Genomic DNA, 15,308 nt, shown 5'->3' with positions numbered 1-15,308 from the left:
TACACTGCCGCGATATGGGCTCCGGCTTTGCAGCGCACCATGCCGCACTGGACGATGTTTCGCATCGCCAGGGGCACGCTGCGCTGCGTCCGGGGCACGGGCCTCTCCACAACTTGATCAATCTTCTTAACCCCCCGGTAACCAACCTCGGCGACCAATGGACGGACCTCTGTCCGAAAGCGGCCGCCCATGCTCTCCCGTGAAGAACGCACCCCCTTTTCCGAGTGGTGGTGGACCGTCGACAAGCCGCTGATGGGCGCCATCCTGGCCTTGATGCTGACCGGGGTGATCCTGTCGCTGGCGGCGAGCCCGCCGGTGGCGACCCGCATCGGGCTCGATCCCTTCCATTTCTTCAGCCGCCACGTGTTGTTCCTGGTGCCGTCCTGCATCGTGCTCATCGGCGTGTCCTTCCTGTCGCCGCGTGCCATCCGGCGGAGCGCGCTCACCATCTTCGCGATCAGCATCATCCTGATCGTGCTCACGCTCGCGATCGGTCCTGAGGTGAAGGGCTCGCGGCGCTGGATCACGCTGCTCGGCGTCAACATCCAGGCCTCCGAAATCGCAAAGCCGTCGTTCGTCGTCATCGCCGCCTGGCTGTTCGCGGAGTCGACCAGACGGCCGGAGATGCCGGCGACCTCGATGGCTGTGGTGCTGCTCCTGATGCTGGTCGCGCTGCTGGTGATGGAGCCGGATTTCGGCCAGACCATGCTGATCCTGATGGTGTGGGGCTCGCTGTTCTTCATCGCGGGCATGCGGATGATCTGGGTGTTCGGTCTCGCAGGTCTCGGTGCCGCCGGCCTGTTCAGCGCCTATCTGTTCGTCCCGCACGTTGCCGGCCGCATCAGGCGCTTCATGAATCCGGCCTCGGGCGACACCTTCCAGGTCGATACCGCGATGGAGGCCTTCTATAATGGCGGCTGGTTCGGGCTCGGACCGGGCGAGGGCATCGCCAAGCGCAGCCTGCCGGACAGCCACACCGATTTCGTGTTCGCAGTCGCCGCCGAGGAGTTCGGCATCATCCTGTGCCTTGCGATGCTGGCGCTGTTCGCTTTCGTCGTCATCCGCACGCTGTCGCGGGCCTACGCCAATGAGGACATGTTCTCGCGCTTCGCGGCCTCGGGCCTCGCGATCCTGTTCGGCGTGCAGGCCGCGATCAACATGTCGGTCAACCTCCAGCTCATTCCCGCCAAGGGCATGACGCTGCCGTTCATCTCCTATGGCGGCTCCTCGATCGTGTCGCTGGCCTATGGTGTCGGCATGATGCTGGCGCTGACGCGGCTGCGCCCGCGCACCGAGGTCGAAGCGAGCGGCCATGCCGAGGCGATGCGCAGCTACGCGTAACCCGTCATTGCGAGCGCAGCGAAGCGACGAAGCAATCCAGGGCTGTCCCTGCGGAGGGATTGCTTCGCTTCGCTCGCAATGACGACTAAGACCCTGTAAAACTCCCACCATGGACACGTCCCCCCTGATTCTTCTCGCCGCGGGCGGCACCGGCGGCCATCTGTTTCCGGCCGAGGCGCTCGGCGTCGAATTGATCCGGCGCGGCTTTCGCGTCCGCCTCGTCACGGACGAGCGCGCGCTGCGCTACAGCGGGCTGTTCAGCAAGGACATGATCGACGTCGTCAGAAGCGAGACGGCGCGCGGCCGCAATCCGTTGCAGCTCGCCTATGCCGGCCTCACGCTCGCCGCGGGCACGCTCTCCGCCTACCTCCTGATCAAGCGGCTCAAGCCGGTCGCCGTCGTCGGCTTCGGCGGCTATCCGACGCTGCCGCCGCTGGTCGCTGCGAAATTCGCCGGCGTGCCCGGCATCATCCACGACGCCAATGCGGTGCTCGGCCGTGCCAACCGGTTTCTGTCGGGCCGCGTCCGCGCCATCGCAACGTCCTTGCCCGGCGTCCTCGATCGCGATCCGGCGCTGTCGGCCAAGACCACGACCGTCGGCACGCCGATGCGGCCGGCGGTTCTCGCCGCCGCTGCGGTGAAATATAGCCCCCCCGAGGTGAATGGTCCGCTGCGCCTGCTCGTCGTCGGCGGCAGCCAGGGCGCGCGCATCATGGCCGATATCGTGCCGGGCGCGATCGAGCGGCTCGAGCCCGCGTTATGGAGCCGCCTCGTCCTCACCCAGCAGGTGCGCGAAGAGGACATGAGCCGCGTGCGCACAGTCTACGACAGGCTCAAGATCAAGGTAGAGCTCGCGCCGTTCTTCACCGATCTGCCGGCGCGGCTCGCCTCCAACCATCTCGTGGTGTCGCGCTCCGGCGCGGGCACCGTCGCCGAGCTCGCGGCGATCGGCCGGCCCTCCATCCTGGTGCCGCTGCCCGGCTCGATCGACCAGGACCAGTTCGCCAATGCCGGCGTGCTGGTCAAGGTCGACGGCGCGATCCGTATCCCGCAGACCGAGTTCACCTCCGACCGCCTTGCCGCCGAAATCTCCGGCCTGGCCGCTGAGCCGGCGCGCCTTACCGCCATGGCCGCGGCCGCGAAGGGGGTGGGGCGGCTCGATGCGGCCGAGCGTCTGGCGGATCTCGTGGTCAAGGTCGCGGGCGTGTAGCACCCGTCATTCCGGACGGGCCGCGACGCGGACCGATCCGGAACCTCGAGATTCCGGGTTCGCTCGCGATGCGAGCGCCCCGGAGTGACCAAAAATGCCCCTTGTCATGCCCCGCGAAAGCGGGGCATCCAATAGTCGACGCAGGCTGATTTGAATCTCAGGCTTTGCGACGTCGAGGAGACAGTATGAGACTGCCGCGCGAGATCGGACCCATCCACTTCGTCGGGATCGGCGGAATCGGCATGAGCGGAATCGCCGAGGTGCTGGTCAATCTCGGCTATGCCGTGCAGGGCTCGGACGCCGCCGACAATTACAACCTCGATCGCCTGCGCAAGAAGGGCGCGAAGGTTTCGGTCGGCCACAAGGCCGAGAATGTCGACGGTGCCGAGGTCGTGGTCGTGTCCTCCGCGATCAAGCGCGACAATCCGGAATTGATGGCGGCGCGCGAGAGGCGCATTCCCGTGGTGCGCCGCGCCGAGATGCTGGCCGAGCTGATGCGCTTGAAGAGCTGCGTCGCCATCGCCGGCACGCACGGCAAGACCACGACGACCACGATGGTCGCAACGCTGCTCGACGCCGGCGGGCTCGATCCCACCGTGATCAACGGCGGCATCATCAATGCCTACGGCTCCAACGCGCGGCTGGGTGCCGGCGACTGGATGGTGGTGGAGGCCGACGAGAGCGACGGCACCTTCCTGAAGCTTCCGACCGATGTCGCGATCGTCACCAACGTCGATCCCGAGCATCTTGACCACTTCAAGACCTTCGATGCCGTGCAGGACGCCTTCCGTCACTTCGTCGAGAACTTGCCGTTCTACGGCTTTGCCGTGATGTGCATCGATCATCCCGTGGTGCAGAGCCTCGTCGGCAGGATCGAGGACCGCCGCATCATCACCTACGGGGAAAATCCGCAGGCCGATGCGCGCCTGGTCGATCTCACCGCGGGAGGCGGCGGCTCGAAGTTCAAGGTCGTAATCCGCGACCGCAAGGCAGGCACCACGCACGAGATCGCCGACCTCGCGCTGCCGATGCCGGGCCGGCACAACGCCTCCAACGCGACGGCGGCGATTGCGGTCGCTCACGCGCTCGGTGTGTCCGACGACAAGATCCGCAGTGCCATCGCAGGCTTCGGAGGCGTCAAGCGCCGCTTCACCAAGACCGGCGAATGGAACGGCGTCACCGTCATCGACGATTACGGCCATCACCCCGTGGAGATCGCGGCCGTGCTGAAAGCGGCGCGCGATTCCTACACCGGCAAGGTGATCGCCGTGGTGCAGCCGCACCGCTATACCCGCCTGCAATCCCTGTTTGAGGAGTTCTGCACCTGCTTCAACGACGCCGATGCGGTGATCGTCGCTGACGTCTACGCCGCCGGCGAGGCGCCGGTCGAGGGCGTCGACCGCGATCACTTCGTCGCCGGCCTGCGTGCCCACGGTCATCGCGAGGTGATCCCGCTGCCGGCGGCATCGGAGCTGGCGGGCATCGTCAAAGGGATCGCGAAGCCTGGCGATCTCGTCGTGTGCCTCGGGGCCGGCAACATCACGCAATGGGCGTATGCACTGCCGAACCAGTTGAAGGCGCTGGGGTGAGCGAGCGGATGTCGAGCCATCGTCGATCACCGCCCGTGTGGCCACCCCTCTCCCTAACCCTCCCCCGCAAGGGGGGAGGGAACCCGTCCGCCGGTGCCTTCCTCACTCTCGCAAAGGCTCAGACTGCAGCTGTGATGCCAGGTGAGGCGAGCACGCTGGTCAGGCTCCCTCCCCGCTTGCGGGGGAGGGTTGGGGAGAGGGGTAAGCCCCGGGCGCTGGCGGATAACGTTACGCGACGCAATCTCAACGCAGCTCGCATGTCGGTCGGCGCACCATGAGCTTCCCCGACATCACCCCTTCACTCAAAGCCGCGATGCCGGACTTGCGCGGCCGGCTGCTGGCGAACCAGTCGCTGGCCGAGCTCACCTGGTTTCGCGTCGGCGGTCCGGCGCAGGTGCTTTTCACGCCCGCGGACGAAGACGATCTCGCCTATTTCCTCGCGCGTCTCGCCAGCGACATTCCGGTCTATGTCGTCGGCGTCGGCTCCAACCTGATCGTGCGCGATGGCGGCATTGCGGGCGTCGTGATCCGCCTTTCGCCGCGCGGCTTCGGCGAGGCCACCGCGAGCGGAGACCTCGTCACCGCCGGCGCTGCCGCGCTCGACAAGCGTGTGGCGGAGGTGGCGGCGTCCGCCAATATCGGCGGGCTCGAATTCTACTTCGGCATTCCCGGCACGATCGGCGGCGCGCTGCGCATGAACGCGGGCGCCAATGGCGGCGAGACCAAGGATGTGCTGATCGAGGCGAGGGGTGTGGGGCGCGAGGGCACCAAGCATGTCTTCTCCAACGCGGACATGAAGTTCGTCTACCGCAACAGCGGCGTCGATCCCTCCATCATCTTCACCTCCGCCCGCTTTCGCGGCGAGATCAGGGATGCGGAGGCAATCCGCGCACGCATGGCGGAAGTGCACGCGCACCGCGAGACCGCGCAGCCGATCCGCGAGAAGACCGGCGGCTCCACCTTCAAGAACCCACCGGGCCATTCCGCCTGGAAGCTGGTTGATGCCGCCGGGTGCCGCGGCTTGCGCGTCGGCGGCGCGCAGGTCTCCGAGATGCACTGCAATTTCCTGATCAACACGGGCGATGCCACCGCGCACGATATCGAGACGCTGGGCGAGACCGTGCGCGAACGGGTGAAGGCAAATTCCGGAATCGAGCTACACTGGGAAATCAAGCGGATCGGGGTGTCATGATCACCGTCATTCCGGGGGCGCGCAGCGCAACTATGGTGCGCAATTGCGCACCTGAGAATCTCGAGATTCCGGGTTCGATGCTGCGCATCGCCCCGGAATGACAACTGGATAGGTAACGGAGAACATGCGCATTACCATCCTTTTCGGCGGCTCCAACCGGGAGCGTCTGGTTTCGGTCGCCTCGGCCCAGGCCCTGCATCAGGCACTGCCCGAGGCCGATCTCTGGTGGTGGGACGTCGAGGACAAGGTGCATGTCGTCCAGTCGCGGCAGCTGCTCGAGCATGCCCGCCCATTCGAGGACGAATTCAAGCCGGGCACATCGGGCATTCCGCTGGAGCAGGCGCTCGACCAGGCCAAGGCGGAAGGGCGGGTGCTGGTGCTCGGCCTGCATGGCGGACGGGCCGAGAACGGCGAATTGCAGGTGATGTGCGAGGCGCGCGGCGTGCCCTTCACCGGCTCGGGCTCGGCCTCCTCGCATCTCGCCTTTGACAAGATCGCAGCCAAGCGCTTTGCCGCCCTCGGCGGCGTGACGCCGCCAGCGAGTCTTGCGCTTGATAACATCGACGAGGCCTTCGCCGAGTACGGACGGCTGATCGCGAAGCCGGCACGCGACGGCTCGAGCTACGGGCTGATCTTCGTCAACGCCAAGCAGGATCTCGTCGCCGTCCGCAATGCGGCCAGGCACGAAGAGTACGTGATCGAGCCCTATATCGCCGGCGTCGAGGCGACCTGCGGCGTGCTGGAGCGCACCGATGGCTCGATCATTGCGCTGCCGCCGATCGAGATCATTCCGGGCGAGGGCAGTTTCGACTATGCGGCGAAATATCTCCTGAAGTCGACCCAGGAGATCTGCCCTGGCCGTTTCGCACCTGAGATCACCGCAGCGCTCAAGGAGCAGGCGATGCTGGCGCATCGCGCGATGTCCTGCTCCGGCTATTCCCGCTCGGACTTCATCGTCTCGGACAAGGGCCTCGTCTATCTCGAAACCAACACGCTCCCCGGGCTGACCAAGTCCTCGCTCTACCCCAAGGCGCTGAAAGCCGCAGGAATCGAGTTCATCGACTTCCTGCGCGGCCTGGTCGAACTCGCCGGGCAGCGCGTGCGGAAATAATCGGAACTGGTTAACGGCCGGATCGGCGAAATCGCCCGGTTTGGCGACCAAAACCGGTAAATTGCCGGACATCGCGCCACAAATGCCGGATATCGCGGGGCAAAATGCGCATGTCGTTAACGAATTTTACCTTTTGTTTACCAGGACGTCCGAAGGTTAACGCTGGCGGCGCATATGGCGCTTTGGCTGCCGGCGCGTGAGCTGTCGCGGGTGATTTCACCTCCAGCGAACGCTTTGAAGGGGAGAGGTTTTCTTCTGCTGAAGACCAGCACCCGGCCCGGCAGGTCCGAGACGTCATGTTCGCCAGGATCCGCGCGATGTCGCGGGGAAACTGTTGACGAGCTCGTGCAATGGATGGAGCAGGAAGCCTCACCCGATCGGTTTTCAGGTCGCTGAGGCCCCAAGCTGACCTGAAGGCGGCCGCTGTCGGAGCGGTCGTGCTTCTGCGCGAGTGGGTGCAGGACAAGCGCCAGGAAAGACTCCAGGCCGCGCGCGCCGCCGCCAAGGACAAGATCAAGAGCAGGGCCAAGGCCGTCGTCGAGCGTGAGCCGCCGCCGCGAATGGTTGCGCTGGTCGAGCGCTATCTGCCGCACCGGGTCGGACTCAGCATGACCGTGCTGCTGCTGATCGGAAGCTGCGGCTTCGGCATCGTCAAGGGCGGCCATCTCCAGGACTTCATCACCGCGGTCAGCGACGCCCGCAACGCGCTGGCCAATTCCGCCGGATTCCGCATCACCTCGGTCGTGATCAACGGCCGCAAGCAGCTCACCCAGGACGAGATCCTCGCCATCGGCGGCGTCAGCGGCCGCTCCTCGCTGCTGTTCCTCGACGCCGAAGCGGTGCGCGACAAGCTCAAGGCCAATCCATGGATCGCGGATGCGACCGTGCTGAAGCTCTATCCGGGCCAGCTCATGATCGAGCTCACCGAGCGCAAGGCGTTCGCGCTGTGGCAGGAGGCCGGCCGGCTTTCCGTCATTGCCGATGACGGCGCCGTGCTCGAACCCTACGTCTCGCGCCGCTTTCTGTCGCTGCCGCTCGTGGTCGGCAAGGGGGCCGACACGCAGGCGCGCGATTTCCTGGCGCTGCTGGCGCGCTATCCGCAGGTCAATTCGGTGACGAAAGCCGCGGTCTTCGTTGGCGAGCGGCGCTGGAACCTGAGGCTCAAGGACGGCCTCGACATCCGCCTGCCCGAGCAGGACGTCGGCAACGCGCTCGCGATGCTGTCGAAGCTCGACAAGGACGACAGGCTGTTCTCCCGCGATATCGTCGCCGTCGACATGCGCCTGCCCGATCGACTGGTGGTGCAGCTGTCAGAGGACGCCGCCAAGGCGCGCGAGGATCAGTTCAAGGACAAGAAGAAAAAGAAGGCCGGGGATTCCGCATGACCGGTCTCGATCGCACCCAGACGCCGAAGACGCGCCCGATGCCGCACAAGCGCGGCGGCATCGTCGCCTGCCTCGACATCGGCACCAGCAAGATCGCCTGCATGATCGCACGGTTGAAGCCGTCGCCTCCGAGCGATGCGCTGCGCGGCCGTACTCATGCGGTGGAACTGATCGGCTACAGCCAGATCCAGTCGCGCGGGATGAAGGCCGGCGCGGTGATCGATCTTACCGAATGCGAGCAGGCGGTGCGCCAGGCCGTCGGGCTCGCGGAGAAAATGGCCAAAGTGCGGGTCGAGTCGGTGCTGCTCTCGGTCTCCGGCGGCCGGCTCTCCGGCCAGCTCGTCGAAGCCGCCGCAGACATCCGTGGCGGCGCCGTGACGCCCGCCGATGTCAGCCGCGTCACCTCCACCGGCATGCGCCACGCCACCGGCGAGGGCCGCACCGTGCTGCACGCGCTGCCGGTCGGCTACACGCTTGACGGCGTCAAGGGCATCCGCGATCCCCGCGGCATGGTCGCGCACCAGTTCGGCGTCGACATGAACGTCGTCACCTGCGACGCCACCGTGGCGCGGAACCTGATGCTGGCGGTGGAACGCTGCCACATCAATGTCGAAGCCATGGCGGCGAGCCCCTATGTGGCCGGCCTGTCGGTGCTGACCGACGACGAGGCCGATCTCGGCGCTGCCGTCGTCGAGATGGGTGCGGGCACGACCACGATCGCGGTCTTTTCCGGCGGGCGCTTCGTGCATGCGGCCGGCTTTGCGGTCGGCGGGCAACACATCACGATGGATCTTGCGCGCGGACTCTCCGCGACCATTGCCGATGCCGAGCGAATCAAGACGTTATACGGCACCGTCATCACCGGCGGATCGGACTCGCGTGAGCTGATGTCTGTGCCGACAGCCGGTGACGAGCAGGATCTGCCGCAGATCGTCTCCCGCGCCACCATCGCGAACATCGTCAAGCACCGTGCCGAGGAAGTCTTCGAAATGGTTCGGGACAAGCTGAAGGATTCGCCCTTCGCCTCAGAGCCCAACGGCCGCGTCGTGCTGTCGGGCGGTGCCTCGCAGCTCACCGGCCTCGTCGAGCTCGGCACCCAGATTCTCGGCCGGCCCGTGCGGGTCGGCCGTCCGCTCGGTTTCGGCCGGCTGCCCAACGAGGCGAAGAACGCCGCGTTCGCGGTGCCGGCCGGACTCCTCGTCTACCCGCAATATGTTCACCTCGAACATGTCGAACCGCGGCATACGCGGCAGCAGGTCAGGACAGGGACCGGCGGATATTTCGGAAAGGTCGGACGATGGCTACGCGAGGGCTTCTGATGACCGCTTTCCGCAATCTTCGATTTTCACCAACTCCCGCGGCCGCCGGCCGGGGCGAACCCACGCGCGCGTGATCGAGAGGCAACCATGACCATCAGCATCAATGTTCCTGATATTCACGAACTGAAGCCCCGGATCACCGTGTTCGGCGTCGGCGGCGCCGGTGGCAACGCCGTCAACAACATGATCACGGCGGGCCTCCAGGGCGTCGACTTCGTGGTCGCCAACACCGACGCGCAGGCGCTGACGATGTCGAAGGCGCAGCGCATTGTGCAGATGGGCACGGCGGTCACGCAAGGGCTTGGCGCCGGCTCGCAGCCGAACGTCGGTGCCGCGGCGGCGGAAGAGGTGATCGACGAGCTGCGCGACCATCTCTCGGGCGCCAACATGGTGTTCGTCACCGCCGGCATGGGCGGCGGCACCGGCACCGGCGCCGCTCCCGTGATCGCCAAGACCGCGCGCGACATGGGCATCCTCACCGTCGGCGTCGTGACCAAGCCGTTCCACTTCGAGGGCGGCCGCCGCATGCGCACCGCGGAAGCCGGCATCAACGAACTGCACAAGGTCGTCGATACGCTCCTGATCATCCCGAACCAGAACCTGTTCCGGGTCGCCAACGAGAAGACCACCTTCGCCGACGCGTTCGCGATGGCCGACCAGGTGCTCTATTCGGGCGTCGCCTGCATCACCGACCTGATGGTCAAGGAAGGCCTGATCAACCTCGACTTCGCCGACGTCCGCGCCGTCATGCGCGAGATGGGCAAGGCGATGATGGGCACCGGCGAAGCCTCCGGCGACAAGCGCGCGCTGACGGCCGCTGAAGCCGCGATCGCCAACCCGCTGATTGACGACAGCTCGATGAAGGGCGCCAAGGGCCTCCTCATCTCCATCACCGGCGGCAAGGACCTCACCCTGTTCGAGGTTGACGAGGCCGCGACCCGCATCCGCGAGGAAGTCGACCAGGACGCCAACATCATCGTCGGCGCGACCTTCGACGAAGCGCTCGACGGCCTGATCCGCGTCTCCGTGGTCGCCACCGGCATCGAGCAGGCCGCGATCGCCCGCAACAGCCAGGCGACCTCCGCGCCCGTCGCAAACCCGGCACCGCAGGCGCAGCAGGCGGCCGCACCTGCCGCCGCTGCCGAGAGCCGTCTCGCCGACCTGACCGCGCGGCTCCGTGCCGACAACCAGCGTCTGGCCGAACGCGCCCAGAAGCTGGAAGCGCAGCCCCCGGCCGCGGCTCCGGCCGCCGCCGCGCCCCGTCCCAACGTCGAGCGTGCTGCGCTCGCCGCCATCGCCGCTGCCGTTGCCGAAACCCCGCAGCCGCCGGCGCCGCCGCAGACCTATGGCGACGTCACCGTGCGTCCGATCGCGCAGAAGCCGACCCTGTTTCCGGAGCCTGACATGACCCCGGTCGCCATGCAGGAGCCGATGACGCCCGAAAACTTCATTCCGCCGCAGGCGGAACGTCCGCCGGTCCGTGCGCCGCGGATGCCGCGCATCGAGGAACTGCCGATGCCGGCCCAGGCCGAGATCCGTCAGGCCCGCGGCGAGGTCGAGGAAGAGACCCCCCAGAAGACCCGCCTGTCGCTGCTTCAGCGCCTCGCCAATGTCGGCCTCGGCCGTCGCGACGAGGAGAGCGAGCCGCCGGTCGCGGCCCGTACCGCCGGTCCCGCCATGCCGCCGCTGCCTGAGCGCCGCCCGCAGAAGACCGTGGCGCAGCAGATCGCATCCAGCGAGCCGGTATCGGAGTATGCCCGTCGTCCTGCGCCGCAGGGCTTGGACATGCACGGCCGCCCGGCCCCTGTTGCGCCGGCGCCACAGGGCGACGACCATCTTGATATCCCGGCCTTCCTGCGCCGGCAGGCGACCTGAGGAATGTTACAATAAGGCAGACGGAAAAAGGTCTCGGCAGCAAGCTTGCCGGGACCTTTCCTTTTATCCCGTGCAGACCCGGGTTATTTTGCCAAGCGACTGATTTTAAATCATTAATTACGCATTTGGTGGTTCAGTAAAACTGCCGATAACGGTCTCAAGCCTGGGCTCAATTTGGTTAAGCCTTGGCGCGAATACGGCGGGTTTGGGGTAACAATCGGTAAAAAAGCGTGAGTTGGCGCTGTTTGAGGCGGTGACTATGGTTTGCCGTGACTTGGGGATACGGATTCGCGGGGCGTCGGCTCTGACCGGCGAGGCGAGTTTGTATAAGTCGCGATGATCGTAGTGGGGCGGTTCCTGATGAAATTCAACCGGCAAACAACGCTTCGTGCGCAAGCCTCCGTGGCAGGCGTAGGCGTTCATTCCGGTCTTCCCGTCACTCTCACCCTCGGGCCTGCGCCTGTCGACGCAGGTTTTATTTTTGTCCGTACGGGCCTCGAGGGAAGCGACCGTGAAGTTCAGGCGACTGCCGAGCATGTGGTGGCGACCGACTTCGCGACCGTTCTCGGCGATCGCAGTGGTCCACTGGTATCCACCGCCGAGCACGTGCTTGCCGCACTGCGGGGTATGGGGGTCGACAACGCCACCATCGAGATCGACGGTCCCGAAGTGCCGATCATGGACGGCAGCGCCGCAGCCTTCATTGCGGCGATCGACCAGGCCGGCATCGTCACCCAGCCGGCGCAGCGCCGTCTCATTCAGGTTTTGAAGCCGATCTCGGTCAAGATCGGCGACTCCTTCGGCGAGATCAGGCCGCATGCCAGCGGCTTCCGCGTCGAGGTCGAGATCGACTTCACCAATCCCGTCATCGGCCAGCAGAGCTACGTCTTCGACCTCAATCCTGAAGGTTTCCGGCGCGAAATCGGCCGTGCCCGGACTTTCGGTCTGATGTGCGATGTCGCGCGGCTCTGGAGCGCGGGCTATGCCCTCGGCGCCTCCTTCGACAACACCGTCGTGTTCGATGAAGAGCGGCTGCTCAATACAGAGGGCCTGCGCTACGCCGATGAATGCGCCCGCCACAAGGTGCTGGATGTGATCGGCGACCTCTCGCTGGCCGGCCTGCCGCTGCTTGGCGCCTACCGCTCGGTCCGCGGCGGCCACAAGCTCAACCACGCTGTCCTGACCGCGCTGCTCGCCGACCGTACCGCCTGGCGGGTGGTCGAGGGCGAGGCGGTCCGCCGCACCACGCGTCCCGTGGGCGAAACCGGTCGCGGTATCGTCGGCGGTCGGATCGCGGCGGCCTACGGGCCGGACGTGTCCTGACGAGACCTGTCGGCGCGCGCGTGTGACGACGATTTGCCCCCCGGGAAACTCCTGGTAACCAAGATCGGCTAGCATTGCGGCACGTTCGCCTTAATCCGGGCGAAATGCCTGCCTATCCGATGGGTTAACGATTGTTTTTCGGATCCATCGACGTGGTCGCATGGCAGGCACCACGGTTACATTTTGCGCCCAGGACGGGGTTCGTGGGCTGGCGGGCACCGCATCACAGGGCGTCAGGGCTTAAACTCATGTCGGCACAGCGTATGACGCGCGGATATTTCTCGGTCTCGTCGCGAGCCCGTGGGCTGCTGCAGGCCGTCACCTTCATCATGCTCGCGCTGCCGCTCGCCGGCTGCGGCACCGGCTCGCTCTGGGACAAGTTCACGGCCAAGGACGACACCTTCATCGAGGAGCCCGCCGACAAGATCTACAATGAGGGCTTGTACCTCATGAACGAGAAGAAGGACATGAAGGCGGCGACCAAGAAGTTCGAAGAGGTCGACCGCCAGCATCCTTATTCCGACTGGGCCCGCAAGTCGCTGCTGATGTCGGCCTATGCGTCCTATCAGGGCGGCGACTATGACGGCTGCATCGGCGCCGCCACCCGCTACGTCACTCTGCATCCCGGCAGCCCGGACGCGGCCTATGCGCAATATCTGATCGCCGCCTCCCACTACGACCAGATTCCGGACATCAGCCGCGACCAGGCCCGCACCGAGAAGGCGATCGCCGCTCTGGAAGAGGTGGTGCGCAAGTATCCGACGTCCGAATATGCGACTTCGGCCAAGGCCAAGATCGAGGGTGCGCGCGACCAGCTCGCCGGCAAGGAAATGAACGTCGGCCGCTACTACGCCCAGAAGCGCGACTACACGGCCGCGATCAACCGCTACAAGACCGTCGTCACGCAGTACCAGACCACCCGCCATGTCGAGGAGGCGCTGTTCCGGCTCACCGAGGCCTATATGGCGATCGGCATCGTCGGCGAGGCGCAGACCGCGGCGGCCGTGCTTGGGCACAATTTTCCTGACAGCCGCTGGTACAAGGACGCCTATAATCTTGTAAAATCCGGCGGTCTCGAGCCGAGCGAGAATCAGGGGTCCTGGATCAGCCGGACCTTCAAGAAGATGGGACTCGGCTAGGAAATTTGGTTCCATGCTGGCGCGTCTGTCGATCCGTGACATCGTCCTGATCGAACGGCTCGATATCGAATTCGCCTCGGGCCTCGCGGTTTTGACCGGCGAGACCGGTGCGGGCAAATCCATCCTGCTCGATGCCTTTGCACTGGCGCTCGGCGGCCGGGGCGATGCAGGCCTCGTGCGCCACGGCGCGGAGCAGGGGCAGGTCACCGCCGTATTCGATGTCCCAAAGAATCACCCCGCAGCGAAGATCCTCGCCGAGAACGGCCTCGACGGCACAAGTGTCGAGGAGTCTTGCGAGATGATTCTCCGTCGGGTGCAGCTCGCCGACGGCCGCACCCGCGCCTTCATCAATGACCAGTCGATCAGCGTGCAGACGCTGAAGGCGGTCGGTGCCGCCCTGGTCGAGATCCACGGCCAGCACGACGAGCGCGCGCTGGTCGATGCCGCCACCCACCGCCGCCTGCTCGATGCTTTTGCCGGCCTGGAGACGGACGTCGCGGCGGTCGAAGCGCTCTGGGACGCGCGCCGCACCGCCAATACCGCACTGGAGGAGCATCGCGCCGCCATGGAGAGCGCCGCGCGCGAGGCCGATTATCTCCGCCATGCCTCCGACGAGCTGAAGCAGCTTGCGCCCAAGGATGGCGAGGAGACCGCGCTGGCCTCGCGCCGCACCACCATGATGCAGGGCGAGAAGATCGCCTCCGACCTGCGCGAGGCGCAGGAGGCGGTCGGCGGCAATCATTCGCCGGTCGCCACGCTGTCGGCGGCGGTGCGCCGGCTGGAGCGCCGCGGCGTCAACTCGCCGGCACTGGTCGAGCCTGCGGTGAAGGCGATCGACGCTGCGATCAATGCGCTGGAGGAAGCCGACCAGCATCTCCAGGCGGCGCTGGCCGCGACCGATTTCGATCCGGCCGAGCTCGAGCGCATCGAGGAACGGCTGTTCGCGCTTCGCGCCGCCTCGCGCAAATATTCGACGCCGGTCGACGGCCTCGCCGCGCTTGCCGCCAAATATGCCGCGGACGTCGTGCTGATCGATGCCGGCGCCTCGCGGCTCAAGAAGCTGGAGCAGGCCGCGATCGAGGCAGACGGCCGCTATGCCGCCTCCGCCAAGAAGCTGTCACTGGCGCGGCAGAAATCGGCGGAGAAGCTCAACAAGGCGGTCAATGCCGAGCTCGCGCCGCTCAAGCTCGAACGCGCCAAATTCATGACCCAGGTCGAGACCGACGAGGCCGCGCCGGGACCGCAAGGCTTCGACCGTGTCGAGTTCTGGGTCCAGACCAATCCGGGCACCAAGCCGGGTCCGCTGATGAAAGTCGCCTCCGGCGGCGAGCTGTCGCGCTTCCTCCTTGCGCTCAAGGTCGTGCTGTCCGACCGCGGCTCGGCGCCGACTCTGGTGTTCGACGAGATCGACACCGGCGTCGGCGGTGCGGTCGCGGACGCCATCGGCGGGCGCCTGGCGCGCCTTGCCGGCAAGGTCCAGGTCATGGCCGTGACGCACGCCCCGCAGGTCGCCGCCCGCGCCGACCAGCACCTCTTGATCTCCAAGGATGCCCTGGACAAGGGCAAGCGCGTCGCCACCCGCGTCAATACGCTCGCCGCCGACCACCGCCGAGAGGAGATCGCGCGCATGCTCGCGGGCGCGGAGATCACGGCCGAGGCGAGGGCGGCCGCAGAGAGGCTGCTCAAGGCGGCGACGGCTTGACTCTCGTGTCCCGGACGCGGTGCAGCGCGTAGCGCTGCTCCGCAGAGCCGGGACCCAGAGCTCCCGTCGCATGGGCCCCGGCTCTGCAGCGCACCGAGGCGCTGCGCTGCGTCTGGGGCACG

At 66.3% G+C, this 15,308-nt stretch carries 12 protein-coding genes; 11 read left to right on the top strand and 1 reads right to left on the bottom strand.

Features of this window, described 5'->3' with window-relative positions; translation table 11 throughout:
• Positions 1-189 precede the first annotated feature (189 nt).
• The 8 genes from ftsW to ftsZ all read left to right on the top strand — a co-directional run bounded on the left by ftsW (position 190) and on the right by ftsZ (position 11,022).
• Positions 190-1,341: a putative lipid II flippase FtsW gene (gene ftsW / locus EHH60_RS13900; protein WP_124160014.1), complete on the top strand. Its 1,152-nt coding sequence runs from the start codon at positions 190-192 to the stop codon at positions 1,339-1,341.
• Positions 1,342-1,450: 109 nt separating this feature from the next.
• Positions 1,451-2,551: an undecaprenyldiphospho-muramoylpentapeptide beta-N-acetylglucosaminyltransferase gene (gene murG, locus EHH60_RS13895; RefSeq protein WP_124160013.1), complete on the top strand. Its 1,101-nt coding sequence runs from the start codon at positions 1,451-1,453 to the stop codon at positions 2,549-2,551.
• Between the two features lie 185 nt (positions 2,552-2,736).
• Positions 2,737-4,140, top strand: coding sequence for a UDP-N-acetylmuramate--L-alanine ligase (gene murC, locus EHH60_RS13890; RefSeq protein ID WP_124160012.1), 1,404 nt, complete (start codon positions 2,737-2,739; stop codon positions 4,138-4,140).
• Positions 4,141-4,414: 274 nt separating this feature from the next.
• Entirely contained in the window at positions 4,415-5,332 is a 918-nt protein-coding gene (gene murB / locus EHH60_RS13885; RefSeq protein WP_124160011.1) for a UDP-N-acetylmuramate dehydrogenase, read from the top strand.
• Between the two features lie 124 nt (positions 5,333-5,456).
• The gene (locus EHH60_RS13880; RefSeq protein ID WP_124160010.1) at positions 5,457-6,443 is read left to right on the top strand and encodes a D-alanine--D-alanine ligase family protein; all 987 of its coding nucleotides are present in this window, start codon (positions 5,457-5,459) and stop codon (positions 6,441-6,443) included.
• 350 nt (positions 6,444-6,793) lie between these two features.
• The gene (locus tag EHH60_RS13875; RefSeq protein ID WP_124160009.1) at positions 6,794-7,828 is read left to right on the top strand and encodes a cell division protein FtsQ/DivIB; all 1,035 of its coding nucleotides are present in this window, start codon (positions 6,794-6,796) and stop codon (positions 7,826-7,828) included.
• Positions 7,825-9,147: a cell division protein FtsA gene (gene ftsA, locus EHH60_RS13870; protein ID WP_124160008.1), complete on the top strand. Its 1,323-nt coding sequence runs from the start codon at positions 7,825-7,827 to the stop codon at positions 9,145-9,147. The genes EHH60_RS13875 and ftsA overlap by 4 nt, the downstream gene beginning before the upstream one ends.
• 87 nt (positions 9,148-9,234) lie before the next feature.
• The gene (gene ftsZ, locus EHH60_RS13865) at positions 9,235-11,022 is read left to right on the top strand and encodes a cell division protein FtsZ (RefSeq protein ID WP_124160007.1); all 1,788 of its coding nucleotides are present in this window, start codon (positions 9,235-9,237) and stop codon (positions 11,020-11,022) included.
• A 117-nt stretch (positions 11,023-11,139) separates the two neighbouring features.
• Here the strand turns inward: ftsZ and EHH60_RS37530 are convergent, their stop codons facing one another.
• Positions 11,140-11,445: a hypothetical protein gene (locus tag EHH60_RS37530; protein ID WP_199751467.1), complete on the bottom strand. Its 306-nt coding sequence runs from the start codon at positions 11,443-11,445 to the stop codon at positions 11,140-11,142.
• Here EHH60_RS37530 and lpxC point away from each other — a divergent pair.
• The 3 genes from lpxC to recN all read left to right on the top strand — a co-directional run bounded on the left by lpxC (position 11,383) and on the right by recN (position 15,186).
• Positions 11,383-12,345: a UDP-3-O-acyl-N-acetylglucosamine deacetylase gene (gene lpxC / locus EHH60_RS13860; protein ID WP_124160006.1), complete on the top strand. Its 963-nt coding sequence runs from the start codon at positions 11,383-11,385 to the stop codon at positions 12,343-12,345. The genes EHH60_RS37530 and lpxC overlap by 63 nt on opposite strands.
• Before the next feature lie 248 nt (positions 12,346-12,593).
• Entirely contained in the window at positions 12,594-13,484 is an 891-nt protein-coding gene (locus EHH60_RS13855) for an outer membrane protein assembly factor BamD (protein ID WP_124160005.1), read from the top strand.
• 13 nt (positions 13,485-13,497) lie between these two features.
• On the top strand, positions 13,498-15,186 hold the full coding sequence (gene recN / locus EHH60_RS13850) for a DNA repair protein RecN (RefSeq protein WP_124160004.1): 1,689 nt from the start codon (positions 13,498-13,500) through the stop codon (positions 15,184-15,186).
• The last annotated feature ends 122 nt before the right edge of the window (positions 15,187-15,308 follow it).

It is taken from the genome of Bradyrhizobium sp. RP6 (assembly GCF_003837805.1).
GTDB lineage: Bacteria > Pseudomonadota > Alphaproteobacteria > Rhizobiales > Xanthobacteraceae > Bradyrhizobium.
The sequence above is the reverse complement of the archived record's forward strand: the minus strand, read 5'-3'. Positions and strand labels throughout refer to the sequence as shown.

Coding starts and splice junctions, on each gene's coding strand:
- murC (WP_124160012.1), top strand. CDS start 2,737: ATGAGACTGCCGCGCGAGATCGGACCCATCCACTTCGTCGGGATCGGC.
- murG (WP_124160013.1), top strand. CDS start 1,451: ATGGACACGTCCCCCCTGATTCTTCTCGCCGCGGGCGGCACCGGCGGC.
- recN (WP_124160004.1), top strand. CDS start 13,498: ATGCTGGCGCGTCTGTCGATCCGTGACATCGTCCTGATCGAACGGCTC.
- EHH60_RS13875 (WP_124160009.1), top strand. CDS start 6,794: ATGGATGGAGCAGGAAGCCTCACCCGATCGGTTTTCAGGTCGCTGAGG.
- ftsW (WP_124160014.1), top strand. CDS start 190: ATGCTCTCCCGTGAAGAACGCACCCCCTTTTCCGAGTGGTGGTGGACC.
- ftsZ (WP_124160007.1), top strand. CDS start 9,235: ATGACCATCAGCATCAATGTTCCTGATATTCACGAACTGAAGCCCCGG.
- ftsA (WP_124160008.1), top strand. CDS start 7,825: ATGACCGGTCTCGATCGCACCCAGACGCCGAAGACGCGCCCGATGCCG.
- EHH60_RS13855 (WP_124160005.1), top strand. CDS start 12,594: ATGTCGGCACAGCGTATGACGCGCGGATATTTCTCGGTCTCGTCGCGA.
- murB (WP_124160011.1), top strand. CDS start 4,415: ATGAGCTTCCCCGACATCACCCCTTCACTCAAAGCCGCGATGCCGGAC.
- EHH60_RS37530 (WP_199751467.1), bottom strand. CDS start 11,445: ATGAACGCCTACGCCTGCCACGGAGGCTTGCGCACGAAGCGTTGTTTG.
- lpxC (WP_124160006.1), top strand. CDS start 11,383: ATGAAATTCAACCGGCAAACAACGCTTCGTGCGCAAGCCTCCGTGGCA.
- EHH60_RS13880 (WP_124160010.1), top strand. CDS start 5,457: ATGCGCATTACCATCCTTTTCGGCGGCTCCAACCGGGAGCGTCTGGTT.